Source organism: Klebsiella sp. A-Nf5 (assembly GCF_002810545.1).
Classification (GTDB): Bacteria; Pseudomonadota; Gammaproteobacteria; order Enterobacterales; family Enterobacteriaceae; genus Klebsiella; species Klebsiella variicola.
Genome location: NZ_PIOG01000268.1, coordinates 188,498 through 207,214, shown reverse-complemented (window position 1 = coordinate 207,214; position 18,717 = coordinate 188,498). Strand labels below are relative to the sequence as shown.

Genomic DNA, 18,717 nt, shown 5'->3' with positions numbered 1-18,717 from the left:
AAATGGGCTGGGTACGAACAAAAGCATTGACCATGGAGCAGCCATCGGCTCCTTCACTGACCCGATGGCTGTTTGCCGGTGTACTGATGGCGATTATCGGTATCCTGCTCTTTATCCTCCATGCTTCCGGCACCGTAAAAATTCTCTCAGTGATAAATATCTGGTGGGTATCCCTGATGCCTGCAGGATGCTGGTTGCTGATTTTTTGTCTGCGTTGCTATCTGCGGGACAGGGATCTGAAAGCGCATCAGTTCTTGCTGAAAGAGGCGGAATACGGACAGCAGAGGTGGGAAGACTGGGCCGGGCGCTGGCTGGCCGTTCTGGGCAGTGCAGTGCTGTTGCCGGATCATACTTCTGCGGCGCATTGGGGGAGTGAGCGGCCTCAGCAATACGGACTTACCCGCAGGATTAATTACCTTCCGGCAGAAGAGCCCGTGCAGTTGAGTGCGATGCATGCGCTGCTGACCAGTATAGAAGAGCGCGTGCAGTGCCTACCGGAAGAGCTACCGCTGCATGTCACCCTGATCACGGATAATCCCTCGCCTGAGCTGACCAGCAGTTTCAGTAATCTCTGGAAAGAACACATTCCTGGCCGCGCCGTGTCTGATGATATTACCGTTACCGGCTCATTCTCACTGTCGGAAGTGGAGGAGCGCCTGAAGCAGCCTGTACTGACGGTCAATCTACTCCTGGTCATCCAGCTCAACGGTGGTACAGCATACTCCGACGGGCTGGCCGTGCTGCTGCTGACCAGCGATGATGTGGCGCAAAAATACCATCTGCCGCACTCATCACGGCTGTTACGTCCTATGCCCTTAGATATGACGAACTTTGAAGACGATATCACCCTGTTTCTGGAAACCCAGACTGTCGCCTGCCAGACGCCCTCCGTTATCGGGGACGCAAAAAAATGGACGGAAAGAAGCGCCGCGCTTATCACGCAGGGCGGCAAAATGCATACCCCATGGAAAGCTGAAGATATCGCGCTGCTGGAAAAATGGTGCGGTATTCCGGGACCCGCAGCGCCCTGGCTCCTGACCGCGCTGGCAGCCGATCTGGTCAGCCTCCGTAAACAGCCCCTGCTGGCGTTATTTTCCAGCGAACAGGAACATTTTATCAGTACCATCACCACAGGGAGTGAAGATGAATATACCGGGTAATGGCCTGGGCCGGTTTGGCCTGGCCGGGCTTACGTTGGCCGGGATGGCTGCAATATGGTGGGGGATCACCCGCTATGGCGGCATGCTGAATATCAATACGCGGGGCGAGCAGGTACTGGCGTTTGTCCTGGTCTGTCTGGCGTTGGTATTTGTTTTTTATCTTCCTGCAATGTCCCGCCGTGTGAAGGAGAGTTTATATCGCCGGCAGTCGCAGCAGGCCAACGTCTTACCCGGCGAAGAAGGGCGCGTGGCGCTGACACCTCCCCATCATATTACGGTGGGGGAAATTCACCAGATTCTACGCTATCAGTATGGACGCGCCTGGTCCCGCAAAGTCCGTATTCTGCTGATAATTGGCTCAGTCAGAGACGTAGAACAACTGACCCCAAAGCTCACGCAGGAACTCTGGCAAGAAGATCAGGGTACATTATTGCTGTGGGGGGGAGACCCTGGGGCAGCGGTAGATAACGCCTGGTTCACAGCGCTGCGTAAACTGCGTTATCGCCCGGCTGATGGTATGGTGTGGGTAACATCGGGCTTTGACGGCGTTTTGACAACGATGAACAGAACGAAGCCCAGGCTCACGCCAGATGAAATGGACAATGTGTCTCACTCTCTAAAGCTACGCTACGAAGCTCTTGGCTGGAAACTTCCCCTATACGTCTGGTCGCTGTATGAGGGGGGCAACGAAAAAAATGGACGTATCACTCAGCCTGTAGGCTGCCTGTTACCCGCAGGTTGTACGCCGCAAATAGTTGCCGAACAGTTCACTGCCCTGGCGCCGTTACTGATAGAGCAGGGCATCCAGCAGATATGCGGGCAACCACAGCACAATTTTTTACTCGCGCTGGCCGACCAGTTGACTCGGGAAGCGGAAGCGGTGGTGGAATCGTTATCGATACTGCTTAATCCATACAGACCATTGCCGCTGGCCGGGGTGGTATTTAGTGAGGCGTCAGTAGAGGCTGGTCGCAGTGTCAGTCATCACTGGGGACGGGATAACCGCTGGGAAACGATACCAGACTCTGTGCTGTGGTTGCCAGCCGGTCTACGTCCGCGCAAACAGGGAGTCAACTGGATGCGTGGGATGAGCGTGGCCACTGCCGCCCTGATGTTACTCTGGGCCGCCTCAATGACAGTCTCTTTTATCGCCAACCGCGAGCTGGTGGCGACCGCACAGCAGCAGGTGCAGCAGGCCTCGGCGGGAAAACAACCGCTGGCCGTACGCCTGCATGCGCTCTCCGCGTTACAGAAAACGCTTTCTCAACTGGAATACCGCTCGCAGCACGGCGCGCCGTGGTACTTCCGCGCTGGCCTCAGTCAGAACGATGACCTGCTGGCGGCGCTGTTTCCGCGCTACGGAGAGAGGGCGCAGCCGCTGCTGCGCGATGCGGCAGCAGCGCACCTTCAGCGGCAGCTGAACGCCTTCGCACAGCTGCCGCCGGACAGCCCGCTGCGTGAGACGATGACGAAGACCGCTTACGACCAGTTGAAACTGTACCTGATGCTGGCCCGCCCGGAGAGAATGGATGCTGCGTGGTTTGCGGGAGCGTTGATGCGCGAGTGGCCGCAGCGTTCCGGCGTGGCGGACGGCGTCTGGCAGGGTAGCGGCCCTTCGCTGCTGGCATTTTATGCCGCCAGTCTGGTGTCGCATCCGCAGTGGCGTCTGCCTGTCGATGACGGTCTGGTCAGCCAGGTGCGCACACGGTTAATTCGACAGATGGGCCAGCGCAACAGTGAGTCCACGCTTTACCAGAAGATGCTCGCGCAGGTGGCGAATCAGTATGCCGATATGCGCCTGGCGGATATGACTGCGGACACCGATGCTTCGCGTCTGTTCAGCACTGATGAGGTGGTGCCGGGAATATTTACCCGTCAGGCCTGGGAGCAGGCCGTGCAGCCGGCCATTGAGAAAGTGGTCGCGGAGCGCCGCGATGAAATGGACTGGGTGTTGAGCGATACGAAGCAGACTGCCGCGCAGTCGACGTCGCCGGAAGCTCTGCGAGCCAGGCTGGCGGAGCGTTATTTCGCTGATTTCAGCGGCGCCTGGCTGGATTTTCTCAACAGTCTGCGCTGGCAGCGCGCGGCGACCCTCTCTGATGCCATTGACCAGCTGACCCTGATGGCCGATGTGCGCCAGTCGCCGCTGGTGGCGCTGATGAACACCCTGAGCGTGCAGGGGCGAACCGGCCAGACCGGGGAAGCCATCGCCGATTCGCTGGTCAAATCGGCCAGGCAGCTGTTCAACCGTGACAACCCGCCCGCCATCGATCAACGGTCCGGCGCGCGCGGTCCTCTGGATGCTACCTTCGGGCCCGTACTGGCGCTGCTGGACAATCGCGACGGCGGGACGCCCACCAGCCGTCTTAGCCTGCAGACCTTCCTGACCCGCGTCACCCAGGTGCGTCTGCGCCTGCAGCAGGTCACCAACGCCACCGACCCGCAGGCGATGACCCGCCTGCTTGCGCAGACGGTGTTCCAGGGCAAGGCCGTGGATTTAACCGAAACGCGCGACTACGGCAGCCTGGTGGCGGCGGGACTGGGCCAGCAGTGGAGTGGTTTTGGGCAGACGCTGTTTGTTCGCCCGATGGAGCAGGCCTGGCAGCAGGTGCTGACCCCGGCGGCGGAAAGTCTCAACGCCCAGTGGCGCAGCGCGGTGGTGGAGGACTGGAATAGCGCTTTTGGCGGTCGCTACCCCTTTAAAAATACCAGCAGTGAAGTCTCTCTACCGCTGCTGGCAAAATATCTTAATAGCGAGACCGGGCGCATCGCCCGCTTTCTGCAGACCCGGCTGAAGGGTGTGCTGCATAAAGAGGGGAGCCGCTGGATGGCGGACAGTATCAATGCTCAGGGACTGACATTTAACCCGGCCTTTCTGCAGGCGATGAATACCCTGAGCCATCTCTCCGACGTCGCGTTCGCCAACGGCGAAGCGGGATTGCATTTTGCGCTTCGCCCCGGCACCGCGGACGGCGTGATGCAGACGGAGCTGCTGATTGACAGTCAGAAACTTGTCTATATGAACCAGATGCCGACCTGGCGGCGGTTCAGCTGGCCCGCCGACACCGAAGCGCCGGGCGCCAGTCTGAGCTGGATCAGTACCCGGGCGGGCACCCGCCAGTATGGCGATTTCCCGGGCGCCTGGGGGTGGATCCGCCTGCTGGATAAGGCGGTAGTCAGCGCTTATCCCGGAACGAGCAGCAGCTGGAGCCTGAGCTGGAAAGCGCCGGATGGTCTGTTGCTGAACTACACGCTGCGTACCGAGGCGGGGGAAGGACCGCTGGCGCTGCTGTCTCTGCGAAACTTTACGCTACCGGAGACGATATTCAGCGTGCGCGCGCCTGCTGAGCGTGTTCCGCTGACCGACGATATACCCGGAGAAGAGGGATACTGAAACCGCCTCCCAGACTGATTGGCGTTGACCTGCAACGCCAGGCCTCCTTCGCTCATGGCCGCCCGACGGCCAACTAATCTGACCGCGCAGCCATGCTGCGTGTCTCCCTGTAGACGAATAATGGAATATTCATAATGGACGATTTAACCCTGCGATATTTTGACGCTGAAATGCGCTACCTGCGCGAGGCGGCAAAAGCGTTCGCGCAGGCTCACCCCGATCGGGCGGCGATGCTGGATCTCGATAAAGCCGGTACGCCGGACCCTTACGTTGAGCGCCTGTTTGAAGGCTTTGCCTTTTCCGTAGGTCGCTTGCGCGAAAAAATTGATGATGATCTGCCGGAGCTGACCGAGGGGCTGGTCAGCATGCTGTGGCCGCACTATTTGCGCACCATTCCATCGCTATCGATCGTGGCGCTGACCCCAACGCTGCCGGCGATGAAGATGGCGGAAACGGTGCCCGCCGGGTTTGAGATTAGCTCCCGCCCACTGGGGCCGAAAAATACCGTGTGCCGGTACCGAACCACCCGCGATCTGACGCTTAATCCGCTGGCGATAGAGGAGGCGGTGATGACGGCGGAGCCGGACGGACGTTCGGTCCTGCGGCTACGCTTCACCTGTAGCGAGCTGGCGGACTGGTCGCAGACCGATCTCCGCCGCCTGCCGCTGTACCTGGGGGAAGACGCCGTTACCGGCAGCGCCCTCCATCTGTGGCTGACCCGACGCCAGGCCGCGCTGTTCCTGCGCCTGCCGGGTCAGACAGAGCGGATAAGCCTCGACGGCTATTTTTCCCCGGGGGGATTCAGCGAGGAGGATCGTTTATGGCCGAAGGGGGAGAGCGCTTTCAGCGGCTATCAGTTGCTGCTCGAGTATTTCACCTTTCGCGAAAAATTTATGTTCGTGCAGCTAAATGGCCTGGAAAACATCACCCTGCCGGCGGGGATATCGCATTTCACGCTTGAGGTGGTGTTCAGCGAGGTCTGGCAAAGCGATTTACCCGTCAGCGCAAGCAGCCTGCGCCTGCACTGTGTGCCAGTGATTAACCTGTTTACCCTTGAGGCCGAACCGTTGACCATCAGCGGGCTGGAGAGCGAATACCTCCTGCGTCCGAAGCGCCTGCAGGACGGGCATACCGAAATCTATTCTGTCGACAGCGTGACCGGCTCCGGGCGCACCGGGGAGGCGCGCTATGTGCCTTTCACCCGCTTTCGTCACCAGGGGGGAATGATGCGTCGCCATGCGCCGGAGCGCTACTACCACACCCGCGTCAAGCGGGGCGTTACCGGTATGCACGACACCTGGCTTATCCTCGGCGGACAGCAATGGGAGGCCGACCGGGCGCTGGCGCGGGAAACGGTCTCCTTGCGCATCACCGGCACTAACGGCCAGCTGCCGCGCCGGGCGCTACAGAGCACGCTGCTGGATCGCTGTGAGTCGATATCAGCCACGCCGCTTACCGTCCGCAATCTCTGTAAGCCCACATTGCCGGTATATCCCCCGGCGGAAGACCGCTACCACTGGCGGGTCATGAGCCATCTGGGCACCCGTTTTCTCAACATGATGAGCAGCGCCGAGGTACTGCGCGGTACGCTGTCGCTCTACAACTGGCGGGAGGATGAGCTCAATAACCGTCGTCTGGACGTTATTCTGGCGGTCAGCCATCACCGAATTCAGCGTTTCGAACAGGGATTCCTGCTGCGCGGGCTGGATATCGAAGTGACGCTCGACGGTAGCGGATTTACCGGCGCGGGCGATGTCCACCTGTTTGGCGACATGCTCAACCGCTTTTTCGCGCTGTATGCCGATATGAATCAGTTCAACCAGCTAACGCTCATCGTTCAACCTGAAGGGAAATGTATCCGGTGGAAAGAGAATCACAGTCTGCGCCTGCCCGGCTGATGGCGCAGCTCCGGCCTCAGTTGCCGTACATGAATTTTTACCGCTTCTGCCAGTTGCTGGAGAAGATCCAGCCGAAGGCGCCGGTCATCGGCAGCGACTGGCAGTTGGGTGATGAGCCCATACGCTTTCGCCCGCATCCGGGGATGGGTTTCCCGGCCGGCGAAATCCGTGGAATGGACGCTCCTGAACCGCCCCGACCGCCGGCGGTGCGCGTTGCTTTTATGGGGCTCTACGGCGTGGAATCCCCGCTGCCGACCCACTATAGCGATGACATTGCGCAACGGCGGGAAGGCGTCGAGGCGACCGAGGATTTCCTCGATATCTTTAACCATCGTCTGATCGCCCAGTATTACCGTATCTGGCGCAAATATTCCTACCCGGCAACCTTTCGGGCGGGGGGCACGGACAACACCTCGCAGTATCTGCTGGGCCTGGCGGGGCTGGGCATACCGGGATGTGCCGCCGTTGCCGCAGCGCCGCTGTCGCGATTTCTGGCGCTGCTGCCGGTGATGATGCTGCCGGGGAGATCCGGGGAAGGTATGGAGGCGCTGGTGGCGCTCCTGGCCCCGGGGACCCGGGCGACGGTGTACCACCACGATCCGTGCCGTATCCCCTTGTCGCAGCCATTAACGATGAGCGTCCGCCAGCCGGTTAGCCTGCAACATAGGCCAGTGATGGGAACCCACGCCACGTATGTGAACAGTCAGGTGTTGCTGCAGCTGGCGACGGAAAAGCCTGATGAGGTCCGCGGCTGGCTGCCCGGCGGCGAACTGTTCAGCGACCTGATGGCGCTCCTGCACGTCTGGCTCGGATCTCATCTCGACGTGCGGCTACAGCTTTGCGTCGCCCGCCATTTACTGCCGGATGCGCAACTTTGCTGCCAGCAGGCGCATGCCGTCCAGCTTGGCCGTACCGCTGTGTTACGTCCGCTGGATGCGCAGAAACAGGCTGACGACAGGATCACGATTTATCTGGGGCGCTATCAGCGCGTCCGGGAAAATATCCACCGCAGGGAGAGCGATGAAGATGGTGATTACCGCAGTTAAACCCTCCGCCAGGTTGCTGGCATTCCTCATGGTTACCGTCTTAACCGGCTGCGGCCTGACGCAGACCGTAAAAGACGGCGCCGTTTCCGTGACCCAGTCCATTTTTTACCCCCAGGTGAAAACCCTGCATCTGGATCTTCGCGCCCGGGAAGGCGTGAATAACAACGCCAAAGGCGCCTCCCTGGCGACGGTGGTGCGTATATACCAGCTGAAGGACCGGCAGGCGTTTGACAATACTGACTACCCGTCGCTGTTTGCCGGCGATGGTCAGGCGCTACAGGCGGACCGGGTGGCGGAAAAAGATGTTCGCCTGCGCCCGGGCGAATCGGTGACCGTCGATATGCCCATGGAAACCCGCGCGCAGTTTGTGGCGGTGGCGGCCATGTTTATCGATCCAGACCTAACGCAAAACAGCTGGCGGCTGGTACTCACCCGGGACGATCTTGACCCGGCGAAGCCGCGCATTATCGAAGCCAGCCAAAATCAACTGACTCTGCACCCGCTTAAGGAGAAGTGAAAATGCCTCGTCCCTCCCTGTATGACATCCTGTACGGCAATTTTTCCGGTGGGCTTGACCTGAATACTGTCAGCGAAACGGATCAGGTCATTCTGTCGGTGCTCGATAACATGCAGCGCATCCTCAACTGTCGGGCTGGAACGCTGGCGCATCTGCCGGACTACGGCCTGCCGGATATGACCGCTATCCTCCAGGGCATGCCGGCGTCGGCGCACCAGCTGATGAGCACGTTATCGGCGGTATTGCTGAAATACGAACCGCGCCTGCAGCGGATCGCGGTGGTGATGCTCGATCAGCATGCGCCAGGCGAACTGCGCTATGCCATTGATGCGGAGCTGAAGGATATTGGCCTGGTGCGTTACGGCACGGAGTTTATGCCCGAGGGCAGGGTGTTGATCCGCCACCTCAAACGTCAGCAGTACCTTGACGCCCGCTCCGCCCTCTAATCTCTCGCTGAAAGACATCATGATGACAACACACCACGACCGCCACTATAAAACCGGTGGCGACCCGCGCACGCTGGCTGATTTTATTGCTCTGCGTGCGGAAATGAACAAGCTCAGCCACCCGGCGCGGCCGGATATTAACTGGCCGTATACCGAGCAGCTTGCCCGCTCGCTGCTAGAGCATCACGGCGCGGATCTGCAGACTGTCGCCTGGTATACGCTGGCCCGCGCCCGGCTGGGCGGGCTGGCAGGGATCCACGAGGGGCTGTCGCTGATGGAGTCGCTGCTGGCCCACCAGGGTAAAAACCTGTGGCCGCAGGCGCTCCCGGCCCGGACAGAGATCTTCCGCACCCTGAGCAAGCGGCTGCGGCAGGTGATCCGCACGCTGAGTCTCGCCCCGGCGGATCTCGAGTCGCTTGGTCAGGCTGAACGTTCGCTGCAAAGCTTCGACGCAGTGCTCCAGCACCTTGAGATCGCGCCTGAAAACCCGCTGAGCGACCTGCGGGCGCTGTTGCACAGCACGGTAAGCCGCTTCGAGAATCTCGACCCTGCGCCAGCGCTCCCCACCGCGCCGCCGGTGGCGGTGTCTGACGCGGAACTTCCCGGCGCTCTGGTCAGCGAAGAGGATGCGGCAAAGGTTGAACCAGTGCCAGAACTAAAACGTAGACCAAAGGCTGAGCCGCTTGCGCCGCCTTTACCTGCAAAGCGGCCCGCGCCAGTGGTGGCGTCTTCTCCGGCACCCGCGCCGCGCTGGAAGCCGTTTGTCGCCGGGATGGTCACCATGCTGGCGGTGACGGACATCGCCGTCGGTGGATGGCTGGCGTTGCGTCAGTCCGATTTACCGCCCATTTCGGTGACCCAAAATGTGATACCGGGCCTGCCGGGGGCATCTCCCCTGATGCCGGTGGATCTGCCTCAGACGCAGCGCCAGCTTGGCGAGCTCGCCCGCCTGGCGCCGGACTGGGCGGTAAGCTACGGCGACCAGCTGGTCCGGCAGGCCCTGAGTCGCTGGCCGGAGCAGGCACAACCGCTGGCGCAGCAGTGGCGGCAGCAGTTGAGCGCTGCCGCATTGCCCGCGGAAAACCTCACCGGCTGGTCCGAGGGAATGCAGCAGCTGCAGCGGCTCGCCGGCCAGCTCAATGCCCTCGACGAACAGAAGGGGAGATACCTCACGGTGAGCGAACTGAAAACCGCAGTGTTTGCCATCATGCAGTCGTTTAACCGCGCCGTTCCGCTGGAGGAGCAGCTGCGCCAGCTGGCCGCGGTTCCCGTTGATCAACCCTGGCCTGCCGCCCGGGAAAGCCTCGCGAAGCTGCATCTGCAACAGTTGATAGTGGAGTATGCCCTGCTGAAGCGAAAGCAGTCGCCGCCCGCGGCGATCCCCCCTACCGATGAGCCCCCGGTGAGTGAGGCGGTGAAATAAAGTGTGCGCATGGCAACATTTTCTTTACATCCTTATTGCAAGAACAGAACGCCCTTCGTAGTCTGAAAATGATTTAAATATACCATTTGTGTTTATATTGAAAATTTCATTTCGGCCTCTGAGGGTATGCTATGAAGCACTGTAAAATCATCCTGTTAGTGGGGTTACTGGCCAGTTCCGCCTCGGCTTTGGCGGAGAAGATCGGCGTCTCAATGGCTTACTTCGATCAAAACTTTCTCACCATTATCCGCCAGTCCATTGAGAAAGAGGCCCGCGCCCGTCATGTCGACGTGCAGTTTGAAGACGCCCGCGGCGACACCGGACGCCAGGCCGATCAGGTGCAGAGCTTTATCGCCTCCGGCGTGGACGCGATCATCGTCGACCCGGTGGACTCCGCCAGCACCCCGCAGCTGACGAAGATGGCGCAGCAGGCCAAAATGCCGCTGGTGTATGTGAACCGGACCCCTGGGGATAAAACGCTTCCGCCCGGCGTGGTGTTTGTCGGTTCGGACGAGCGGGAGTCCGGCACATTGCAGATGGAGGCACTGGCGAAGCTGGCGAACTACAAAGGCAATGTCGCCATCATGATCGGCAATCTCACTGACGCCGGCGCGCTGCAGCGCACCAAAGACGTGGAGCAGGTGGTGGCCAAGTATCCGGCAATGAAAGTGGTGCAGAAACAGCCGGCCAACTATTCCCGCAGCGAGGGAATGGATCTGATGCAGAACTGGACAGGCAACGGGGAAGCGATTGATATTGTGGCGGCGAACAACGACGAGATGGCGATTGGCGCGGCGATGGCGCTGGAGAAGAGCCAGAAGAAGCTGTTGATCGGTGGGATCGACGCCACCCCGGACGGGCTGAAAGCCCTGGCCAGCGATAAGATCCAGGTGACGGTCTTCCAGGACGCCGTCGGTCAGGGCAAAACGGCCTTAGCGGTAGCGCTGAAGCTGATTAAAGGAGAAAAGGTCGAGTCTCATGTCTGGATCCCGTTTGAGTTAGTGACCAAAGAAAACATGCAGACCTATGTGGAAAAGAGTCATTAACGGCAAGGTGCACGTGAACGAACTTTGCTGATAAAACCGGGCTGATAATGTGACGCCCGGGCAACGAAACCGGAGGAAAAGACATGGCAACGGCAAGAAGCGGCTATACGCTGCAGGTGATAAAGGCAGGGCAGCAGGGACATGTTGAAATGAGGTGGGGGCATCTCGCGGAAGTTGATACGCGCGCGGCGGCGGCGGCCATCGTGCAGCAAATCGGGCGGCCATCGTCAGCGGCGGGCCAGCAGGAGATCAGCTTGTCACTGACCAATGCCGCCAGCGGCATCTCGGTCGAGCTTCATCACCCGGCCTCCGGGGAAAGCGCCACCCCGGCTTTCATCGAGGGCGAGTTAAAGAAAATTGTGCAGATCGTTGATGGCTATGAGACGGCTGAAGAGACCCATATTGTGGAGTAGCGTGCCGTCCGGGTAAAAAAAAATCCACGCCGGAGCGTGGATTTTTTATGGCGCGGTGGTGGCGAAAACGCCAGCCAGCGGGATCAGACGTTGAACAGGAAGTTCATCACATCGCCATCTTTCACGATGTAGTCTTTGCCTTCTGCACGCATTTTACCGGCTTCTTTTGCACCCTGTTCGCCCTTGTAGGTAATAAAGTCTTCATAGGCGATGGTCTGCGCGCGGATAAAACCTTTTTCGAAGTCAGTGTGGATCTTACCGGCTGCCTGCGGCGCGGTCGCTCCGACCGGGATGGTCCATGCGCGAACTTCCTTCACCCCTGCGGTGAAGTAGGTCTGCAGATTCAGCAGCTCGTAACCGGCGCGGATCACGCGGTTGAGGCCTGGCTCTTCCAGACCTAGCTCGGCCATAAACTCGTCGCGGTCAGCGTCGTCCAGCTCGGCAATGTCGGACTCAACGGCGGCGCAAACGGCGACGACCACAGAACCTTCGGCGGCGGCAATTTCACGGACTTTATCGAGATAAGGGTTATTCTCAAAGCCGTCTTCATTGACGTTGGCGATATACATGGTCGGCTTCAGCGTCAGGAAGCTGAGGTATTTAATCGCCGCTTTGTCTTCTTCGGTCAGGTTTTTCAGTGAACGCAGCATGCCGGCATTTTCCAGCTGCGGCAGGCATTTTTCCAGCGCCGCCAGCTCAGCTTTAGCGTCTTTATCGCCGCCTTTAGCTTTCTTCTGCACACGGTGGATAGCGCGCTCGCAGGTGTCCAGATCGGAGAGTGCCAGCTCGGTGTTGATAACGTCGATGTCGTCAGCCGGATCCACTTTGTTGTTAACGTGGATAATGTTGTCGTTTTCAAAGCAGCGAACCACGTGGCCGATGGCTTCGGTTTCACGGATGTTGGTCAGGAACTGGTTGCCAAGACCTTCGCCTTTGGACGCGCCTTTCACCAGGCCCGCGATATCAACGAATTCCATCGTAGTCGGCAGGATGCGCTGCGGTTTGACGATTTCAGCCAGCTTGTCCAGACGCGGATCGGGCATCGGTACGACACCGGTGTTCGGCTCAATGGTACAGAAGGGGAAGTTGGCCGCTTCAATACCCGCTTTGGTGAGCGCATTGAACAGGGTGGATTTGCCGACGTTGGGCAAACCGACGATACCGCATTTGAATCCCATGATTTAAATCACCTTAATCTTTGGATAATCAATCTGTTATAAGCAACAGATTGCAGAAAATTGAATAGCTTTGCCTATTATACACGGTGCGCGGCAAAAATGCCGCACGACAACGGCTTATTGCGCCTTAAAGGCATGTAAGCGGTTGGTGGCTTTGGTCAGCCCGTCCTTTAACCAGATTTCGGTGCAGCGCGCCGCTTCGTCTACGGCATCATCAATCAGTTTCTGCTCGCTGGCCGGCGGTTTGCCGAGTACAAAGCCGACAACCTTGTTTTTGTCACCCGGATGGCCGATCCCGACGCGTAAGCGGTGAAAGTTCGGGTTATTGCCGAGCTTACTGATGATGTCCTTCAGGCCGTTGTGGCCGCCATGGCCACCGCCAAGCTTGAATTTCGCCACTCCGGGCGGCAAATCCAGCTCATCATGGGCGACCAGAATTTCATCCGGGTTAATGCGATAAAAGGTCGCCATTGCAGCCACCGCTTTACCGCTGAGGTTCATAAACGTCGTAGGAACCAGCAGGCGAACGTCTTCGCCCGCCAGATTGATGCGCGAGGTGTAGCCGAAGAACTTGCTCTCTTCGCGCAGCGGCGCACGATGGCGATCCGCCAGTAAATCTACATACCAGGCGCCAGCGTTGTGCCGGGTGGCGGCATATTCCGCACCGGGGTTGGCCAGGCCGACAATCAGTTTAATGGTCACGTTTTCTTTCCTGCATGGGGCATTCTCTGCCGCGTAGTGTACTGTCTGCGGGCGCGCTTGACAAAGTTCTGCCCACGAGACAATACCAGCATTGATGATTACCCACCTGAATCATTAGAATTTGATATTGTTCAGAGGCTTATTTGTAAATATTTGTCTAATCGGTGTTCACTAATGTGATCGTGGGCGCACTCCAGGGCAGGGACCCTGTCTATACTACACCTATAAGATTTGGGGATATTCCCTGGCAACCCAAAGTCCGGAGGTGACACATGAAACGCAAAAACGCTTCGTTACTCGGTAACGTACTCATGGGGTTAGGGTTGGTGGTGATGGTTGTGGGGGTAGGTTACTCCATTCTGAACCAGCTTCCGCAGCTTAACCTGCCGCAATTCTTTGCGCATGGCGCAATCTTAAGCATCTTCGTTGGCGCCGTGCTCTGGCTGGCCGGTGCCCGTATTGGCGGCCACGAGCAGGTCAGCGACCGCTACTGGTGGGTGCGCCACTATGATAAACGCTGCCGTCGTAATCAGCATCGCCACAGCTAACCGCAAAATGATTTTCCGCATCGGCCGGTAACGGCCGATGCATCTTCATGTTTTCGTTTCTTTCATCTTCGTTTTGTTCCCGTCGCCTTACCCCCTGTTTTGTCCAGATATCGTCGTTACCAATGTTGCCCGCAGACAAATATTGCGCCCGGTTTTATGCTTGATCATGGCGTTATATCAGGCGGCGGCAGGCGCAGAGGCCTGCCGTCGGGGGATCACAGGTCAGCCAGCGCGGCCTGACGATCGGGGTAGAAGCTCAGACGTCCGGGCAGCGGCTTGACGCCGGCGCGCGCTAAGGTGCGCAGCGGCTGAAACTCGAGGTTAGATACGCGCAGCTCACAGCCTTCCGGCAGTTTGTTCACAAAGCGCTGGAAGGCATCCAGGCCGCCGGCGTCGAGAACCGGTACCGCGTCCCACTTCAGCACCACGATGCGCTTGCCGGCGATCCGGGTCTCCAGGTCGTTGAACAAGCCCTCGGCGGCGGCAAAGAACAGTGGGCCAATCACCCGCAGCACCAGCACATCGTCTGGTACCTCGACGTTGACTGGCGCCAGATGGGTCATGCGTGCGATGCGACGCATAAACAACAGCGAGGCCAGTACGATCCCGACGCTGATAGCAATCACCATATCAAACAGCACCGTCAGCGACATGCACATCAGCATCACCACGATGTCGTCCTTCGGCGCATGGCGCAGCAGATTGATGACTTTATGCGCCTCGCTCATGTTCCATGCCACCATCAGCAGCAGGGCGGCCATCGCCGACAGCGGCAGCCAGGAGAGCAGCGGGGCGAGGATCAGCAGCGCCAGGATCACCAGCAGGGCGTGGATCACGGCGGCCACCGGCGATGTGGCGCCGGCGCGGACGTTCGCCGCCGAGCGGGCAATCGCCGCGGTGGCAGTGATCCCGCCGAAGAACGGCGCGACAATGTTGCCCAGCCCCTGGCCAATCAGCTCGCTGTTGGCTTTGTGCTTGGTACCGGTCATGCCATCGAGCACCACCGCGCACAGCAGAGATTCAATGGCCCCGAGCATCGCCATGGAGAAGGCGGCAGGTAGAAGAGCCTGCAGCGAGGCCCAGCTCAGGGTAAAGTTTGAGCCCGGCATATCCCAGGGGAGTACCAGCTGCGGCAGCAGCTGTGGAATGCCGTTGCCCTGAGTGCCGTCCGCCAGCTGATAGTGGAACTGCGAGCCAATTGTGGCGACATCGCCGCCGAGCAAATTAACCACCAGCATCACCGCGCAGCCGGCCAGCAGCGCCGGAAGGTGGCCCGGCAGACGAATACCCAGCCGCGGCCAGAGGATCAAGGTGCCAAGGGTGACGACGCCGATGGCGGCATCGCCGGGATTAATCGTTGGCAGGGCCATCGCCAGCGCTGCCACTTTCTGCAGGTAATGCTCCGGCACATGGGGCATCTGCAGACCGAGGAAGTCTTTAATCTGCATGGTACCGATGGTGATACCGATCCCGGAGGTGAAACCGAGGGTGACCGACAGCGGGATATATTCGATCAGACGACCAAAGCGCGCCAGGCCAAAGAGGATTAAAAAGATCCCCGACATCAGCGTCGCCACCAGCAGCCCCGCCAGGCCAAACTGTTGTGAGACCGGATAGAGGATCACCACAAAGGCGGCGGTTGGGCCGGAAACGCTAAAGCGCGACCCGCCGGTTAAGGCGATCACAATCCCTGCCACCGCGGAGGTATAGAGGCCGTACTGCGGCGGCACACCACTGCCAATCGCCAGCGCCATCGCCAGCGGAATCGCAATGATCCCGACGGTGATCCCGGCGATCAGGTCACGCGTGAAGCGGGCCGTGGTGTACTTTTCTTTCCAACAAGCGTCGATGAGGGCGCGGAAAGGCATCACATGTGAGGAAAATAATCTGTTCACAATAATGTTTCATCCATGAGCGCATCATCTGTCAACTAAATGGCAGGTGAAGGAGGCATTGGTCATTTCCACGTCATCCTTCGGGATGCCTCTGTGTTGGCTGGGTTCATTTACCCCGGTCACGTACTGCCTGTACGCTCCCGGGGATTCATTCACTTGCCGCCTTGACGCATGCCGAATGATTTTGTGGAAGAATTAAAAATTCAGAGACAAAAAAACCCGCCGCAGCGGGTTTTTATGCTCGGCTCGATTAATGTTCGAACATAGCAGAGATAGATTCTTCATTGCTGATACGGCGAATAGCTTCAGCCAGCATACCGGAGAGCGTCAGAGTACGCACTTTATCCAGCGCTTTAATTTCTGGTGCCAGCGGAATGGTATCGCAGACGACAAATTCATCAATCACAGAGTTTTTGATGTTCTGGATAGCGTTGCCGGAGAAGATCGGGTGCGTGGCGTAAGCGAATACGCGTTTCGCGCCACGCTCTTTCAGCGCTTCTGCCGCTTTACACAGGGTGCCGCCGGTGTCGATCATATCGTCGACCATCACGCAGTCACGACCCGCGACGTCACCGATGATATGCATCACCTGGGAGACGTTGGCGCGCGGACGGCGCTTGTCGATGATAGCCATATCGGTATCATTCAGCAGTTTAGCGATAGCGCGAGCACGAACGACGCCGCCGATGTCCGGAGAAACCACAATCGGGTTGTCCAGGTTCAGCTGCAGCATATCTTCCAGCAGGATTGGGCTGCCGAACACGTTATCAACTGGCACATCGAAGAAGCCCTGGATCTGTTCTGCGTGCAGGTCAACGGTCAGCACGCGGTCAACGCCGACGCTGGACAGGAAATCCGCCACCACTTTCGCGGTGATTGGCACACGAGCAGAACGAACACGACGGTCCTGGCGAGCATAACCGAAGTAAGGGATAACGGCGGTGATACGACCTGCCGAAGCACGACGCAGAGCATCAACCATAACAACCAGTTCCATCAGGTTGTCATTGGTGGGAGCACAAGTGGACTGGATGATGAAAATATCACCACCGCGTACGTTTTCATTGATTTGTACGCTGACTTCGCCGTCGCTAAAACGACCTACAGCGGCGTCGCCAAGAGAAGTGTACAGGCGGTTGGCAATACGTTGTGCTAGTTCCGGGGTGGCGTTACCAGCAAAAAGCTTCATATCAGGCACGAGAAGAACCTCAGGCATGCGTCCAGTGGTGGATGAGTGGGCCAATAATGTGCGGGCTGGCGCCATTCGATCCAGTCGGTGTATTTAAAGAGCACGATGCAACGTCTGGAACAGGGTGACGTTGTCACCGTAACTCAATTTCCCCGGTTGACTCGTTATCGTTGCGCCATCACGGCGCAGGATTCAGAGCAGGGCCTGCTTGAGCGGCGAGAGGTTAACTCCGCGCGCTACAAAGCCATTTAGCCATGCCGGGGCAGTGTCCAGCACCTGACGGGCAGCGGATTCGGTGTTAAATTCAGCAAACACACAGGCCCCTGTGCCGGTCAGGCGTGACGGCGCATATTCTAACAGCCAGGAAAGCGCTGCATCAACCTCGCGAAAACGTTTTCTTGCGATAAGCTCGCAATCGTTGCTGAATTCACAATTTAATAACGTATTAATTGACCGGCGCGGGGTATTTCGTGGTAGCTCCGGATCGCGAAAAATGACTGGCGTCGGAATACTGACCCCCGGGTGCGCCACCAGGTACCATTTTTCCTCGGGCTCCACCGGTGTCAGAATTTCGCCGACTCCCTCGGCAAAGGCGGCATGGCCGCGCACGAAGACCGGCACATCGGCCCCCAGCTGAAGGCCCAGGGTCGCCAGCTCCTCTTCCGAGAGACCGCAGCCCCACAGATGGTTGAGCGCCACCAGCACGGTGGCGGCATTGGATGAGCCGCCGCCCAGACCGCCGCCCATCGGCAGGCGCTTGTCGACACTGATATCGGCGCCGCTCCCCGCCGGCAGGCGGTCGCTTTCGCTGGCGGCACGCATCAGCAGACGCGCGGCGCGAACGATCAGGTTCTCCTCGTCCGGCACGCCGGCCACCGGCGTCAGCAGGCGCAGTTGACCGTCAGTTCGCGGTTCGATGGTCAAGGTGTCGCCATAGTCGAGAAACTGAAACAGCGTCTGCAGGGTATGGTAACCATCGGCCCGCTGGCCGGTGATATATAAAAACAGATTCAGTTTTGCAGGAGAGGGCCAGCGGCTCATCATTTCACGATCCAGTTATCCATCTTCAGCTTGATGCGCTGAGCGCCATTGTTCAGCTCGACATTAGACGGCAGGGCTGGCTGGGTATCGCTGGTGTAGCCGCCGTAGGTGACGTGCCAGGTTTTGCCATTTTGCGTGTAGTTAAGTTCACGCAGACGGTACTGTTCGTCCAGCGAATAGTCGGTGGCGTCGCCCGGCAGGCCGATGATCCACTGGCGCAGGCTGTTCAGCGGGATTGGCATCCCGGTCAGGCGGCCTATCATCTCTTCGGCATCGGTGGCGGTGTAGGTCTGGCCTTTGTTATCGATCAGCTGCACGCTGCCCGGCTGCGCGGTCAGCGACAGCTCGGTGCTGCCCAATGGGTTGGTTAGCAGCAGGCGATAGCGGTCCTGGCCGGTCTGTTGCCAGAAGAAGCGTGCATAGACTTTTTGCTCATCGGAAAGATAGGCAAACGCCCCGCGAGTCTGGAACTGGTTGAGGCTGCGAACAGCCTGCTGGTGCTGACGCCACTGCGGCGAATCCGGGCTTTTGCCAGGCCCTTGTGGCGTATGAAGAGAACAGGCGGTGAGGACGAGGCTGGCCAGCGGCAGCAGGCGGAACAGTCGATTCATAATGATGATAAATCCTTGATGTCTACAGGGAAAAACGGCGGCAGGGGAACAGCGGGCCGATTTGTGTAGCAGGTTACATTTATAACCCTTAATGCTAGCGTCGCCGGGCGATAGCGTCTACGTTCAAGTTGTCTGAAATCAAAAAATTAACGTTAATGGCGGTCTTGCTTTGGCTATTACTCCAAAAGGGGAGCCTCTCTTTTATTGATT

Annotated in this window: 16 protein-coding genes; 10 read left to right on the top strand and 6 right to left on the bottom strand. The window is 58.8% G+C overall.

What is annotated here, in order from left to right:
• Positions 1-2 precede the first annotated feature (2 nt).
• From CWM53_RS26125 to CWM53_RS26085, 9 genes are all read left to right on the top strand, one after another.
• Positions 3-1,160: a type VI secretion protein gene (locus tag CWM53_RS26125; RefSeq protein WP_074385506.1), complete on the top strand. Its 1,158-nt coding sequence runs from the start codon at positions 3-5 to the stop codon at positions 1,158-1,160.
• The gene (locus tag CWM53_RS26120; protein WP_100729529.1) at positions 1,144-4,554 is read left to right on the top strand and encodes an ImcF-related family protein; all 3,411 of its coding nucleotides are present in this window, start codon (positions 1,144-1,146) and stop codon (positions 4,552-4,554) included. Before CWM53_RS26125 ends, CWM53_RS26120 begins: the two co-directional genes overlap by 17 nt.
• A 134-nt stretch (positions 4,555-4,688) precedes the next feature.
• The gene (tssF, locus tag CWM53_RS26115; protein ID WP_100729528.1) at positions 4,689-6,452 is read left to right on the top strand and encodes a type VI secretion system baseplate subunit TssF; all 1,764 of its coding nucleotides are present in this window, start codon (positions 4,689-4,691) and stop codon (positions 6,450-6,452) included.
• 29 nt (positions 6,453-6,481) lie between these two features.
• On the top strand, positions 6,482-7,498 hold the full coding sequence (gene tssG, locus CWM53_RS26110; RefSeq protein WP_165785138.1) for a type VI secretion system baseplate subunit TssG: 1,017 nt from the start codon (positions 6,482-6,484) through the stop codon (positions 7,496-7,498).
• On the top strand, positions 7,479-8,015 hold the full coding sequence (gene tssJ / locus CWM53_RS26105) for a type VI secretion system lipoprotein TssJ (RefSeq protein ID WP_100675767.1): 537 nt from the start codon (positions 7,479-7,481) through the stop codon (positions 8,013-8,015). The genes tssG and tssJ overlap by 20 nt, the downstream gene beginning before the upstream one ends.
• A 2-nt stretch (positions 8,016-8,017) precedes the next feature.
• Entirely contained in the window at positions 8,018-8,461 is a 444-nt protein-coding gene (gene tssE, locus CWM53_RS26100; RefSeq protein ID WP_100729526.1) for a type VI secretion system baseplate subunit TssE, read from the top strand.
• Positions 8,462-8,480: 19 nt separating this feature from the next.
• Positions 8,481-9,884 (top strand): VasL domain-containing protein, encoded by a 1,404-nt coding sequence (locus tag CWM53_RS26095; RefSeq protein WP_100729525.1) that lies wholly within the window; start codon positions 8,481-8,483, stop codon positions 9,882-9,884.
• Between the two features lie 131 nt (positions 9,885-10,015).
• Entirely contained in the window at positions 10,016-10,930 is a 915-nt protein-coding gene (locus CWM53_RS26090) for a sugar ABC transporter substrate-binding protein (RefSeq protein ID WP_032730670.1), read from the top strand.
• Between the two features lie 83 nt (positions 10,931-11,013).
• The gene (locus CWM53_RS26085; protein WP_100729524.1) at positions 11,014-11,343 is read left to right on the top strand and encodes a DUF1869 domain-containing protein; all 330 of its coding nucleotides are present in this window, start codon (positions 11,014-11,016) and stop codon (positions 11,341-11,343) included.
• An 83-nt stretch (positions 11,344-11,426) separates the two neighbouring features.
• Here CWM53_RS26085 and ychF read toward each other — a convergent pair whose 3' ends face one another.
• Both ychF and pth read right to left on the bottom strand, forming a co-directional pair.
• Entirely contained in the window at positions 11,427-12,521 is a 1,095-nt protein-coding gene (gene ychF / locus CWM53_RS26080; RefSeq protein WP_100729523.1) for a redox-regulated ATPase YchF, read from the bottom strand.
• Positions 12,522-12,638: 117 nt separating this feature from the next.
• A complete protein-coding gene (pth, locus tag CWM53_RS26075; RefSeq protein ID WP_004180389.1) occupies positions 12,639-13,223 on the bottom strand; it encodes an aminoacyl-tRNA hydrolase in 585 nt (194 codons plus the stop codon).
• A 272-nt stretch (positions 13,224-13,495) separates the two neighbouring features.
• Between pth and ychH the strand changes: the two genes are divergently transcribed.
• On the top strand, positions 13,496-13,771 hold the full coding sequence (ychH, locus tag CWM53_RS26070) for a stress-induced protein YchH (protein WP_002910437.1): 276 nt from the start codon (positions 13,496-13,498) through the stop codon (positions 13,769-13,771).
• A gap of 215 nt (positions 13,772-13,986) precedes the next feature.
• Here ychH and dauA read toward each other — a convergent pair whose 3' ends face one another.
• The 4 genes from dauA to lolB all read right to left on the bottom strand — a co-directional run bounded on the left by dauA (position 13,987) and on the right by lolB (position 18,507).
• A complete protein-coding gene (gene dauA / locus CWM53_RS26065; RefSeq protein ID WP_071787626.1) occupies positions 13,987-15,666 on the bottom strand; it encodes a C4-dicarboxylic acid transporter DauA in 1,680 nt (559 codons plus the stop codon).
• Between the two features lie 250 nt (positions 15,667-15,916).
• The gene (gene prs / locus CWM53_RS26060) at positions 15,917-16,864 is read right to left on the bottom strand and encodes a ribose-phosphate diphosphokinase (RefSeq protein ID WP_002910407.1); all 948 of its coding nucleotides are present in this window, start codon (positions 16,862-16,864) and stop codon (positions 15,917-15,919) included.
• Positions 16,865-17,047: 183 nt separating this feature from the next.
• Positions 17,048-17,896 carry a 4-(cytidine 5'-diphospho)-2-C-methyl-D-erythritol kinase gene (gene ispE / locus CWM53_RS26050; protein WP_012541338.1) on the bottom strand — a complete coding sequence of 283 codons (849 nt, stop codon included), beginning with the start codon at positions 17,894-17,896 and terminating at the stop codon, positions 17,048-17,050.
• Positions 17,896-18,507, bottom strand: a complete 612-nt coding sequence (gene lolB / locus CWM53_RS26045) for a lipoprotein insertase outer membrane protein LolB (protein WP_100729522.1) — start codon at positions 18,505-18,507, stop codon at positions 17,896-17,898. Before lolB ends, ispE begins: the two co-directional genes overlap by 1 nt.
• Positions 18,508-18,717 lie beyond the last annotated feature (210 nt).

What these genes read in the sequence shown, in the direction of transcription:
- tssF (WP_100729528.1), top strand. Translation starts at nt 4,689, where the DNA reads ATGGACGATTTAACCCTGCGATATTTTGACGCTGAAATGCGCTACCTG.
- lolB (WP_100729522.1), bottom strand. Translation starts at nt 18,507, where the DNA reads ATGAATCGACTGTTCCGCCTGCTGCCGCTGGCCAGCCTCGTCCTCACC.
- ispE (WP_012541338.1), bottom strand. Translation starts at nt 17,896, where the DNA reads ATGAGCCGCTGGCCCTCTCCTGCAAAACTGAATCTGTTTTTATATATC.
- ychH (WP_002910437.1), top strand. Translation starts at nt 13,496, where the DNA reads ATGAAACGCAAAAACGCTTCGTTACTCGGTAACGTACTCATGGGGTTA.
- CWM53_RS26120 (WP_100729529.1), top strand. Translation starts at nt 1,144, where the DNA reads ATGAATATACCGGGTAATGGCCTGGGCCGGTTTGGCCTGGCCGGGCTT.
- CWM53_RS26125 (WP_074385506.1), top strand. Translation starts at nt 3, where the DNA reads ATGGGCTGGGTACGAACAAAAGCATTGACCATGGAGCAGCCATCGGCT.
- CWM53_RS26090 (WP_032730670.1), top strand. Translation starts at nt 10,016, where the DNA reads ATGAAGCACTGTAAAATCATCCTGTTAGTGGGGTTACTGGCCAGTTCC.
- CWM53_RS26095 (WP_100729525.1), top strand. Translation starts at nt 8,481, where the DNA reads ATGATGACAACACACCACGACCGCCACTATAAAACCGGTGGCGACCCG.
- tssJ (WP_100675767.1), top strand. Translation starts at nt 7,479, where the DNA reads ATGGTGATTACCGCAGTTAAACCCTCCGCCAGGTTGCTGGCATTCCTC.
- CWM53_RS26085 (WP_100729524.1), top strand. Translation starts at nt 11,014, where the DNA reads ATGGCAACGGCAAGAAGCGGCTATACGCTGCAGGTGATAAAGGCAGGG.
- tssG (WP_165785138.1), top strand. Translation starts at nt 6,482, where the DNA reads ATGAATTTTTACCGCTTCTGCCAGTTGCTGGAGAAGATCCAGCCGAAG.
- ychF (WP_100729523.1), bottom strand. Translation starts at nt 12,521, where the DNA reads ATGGGATTCAAATGCGGTATCGTCGGTTTGCCCAACGTCGGCAAATCC.
- tssE (WP_100729526.1), top strand. Translation starts at nt 8,018, where the DNA reads ATGCCTCGTCCCTCCCTGTATGACATCCTGTACGGCAATTTTTCCGGT.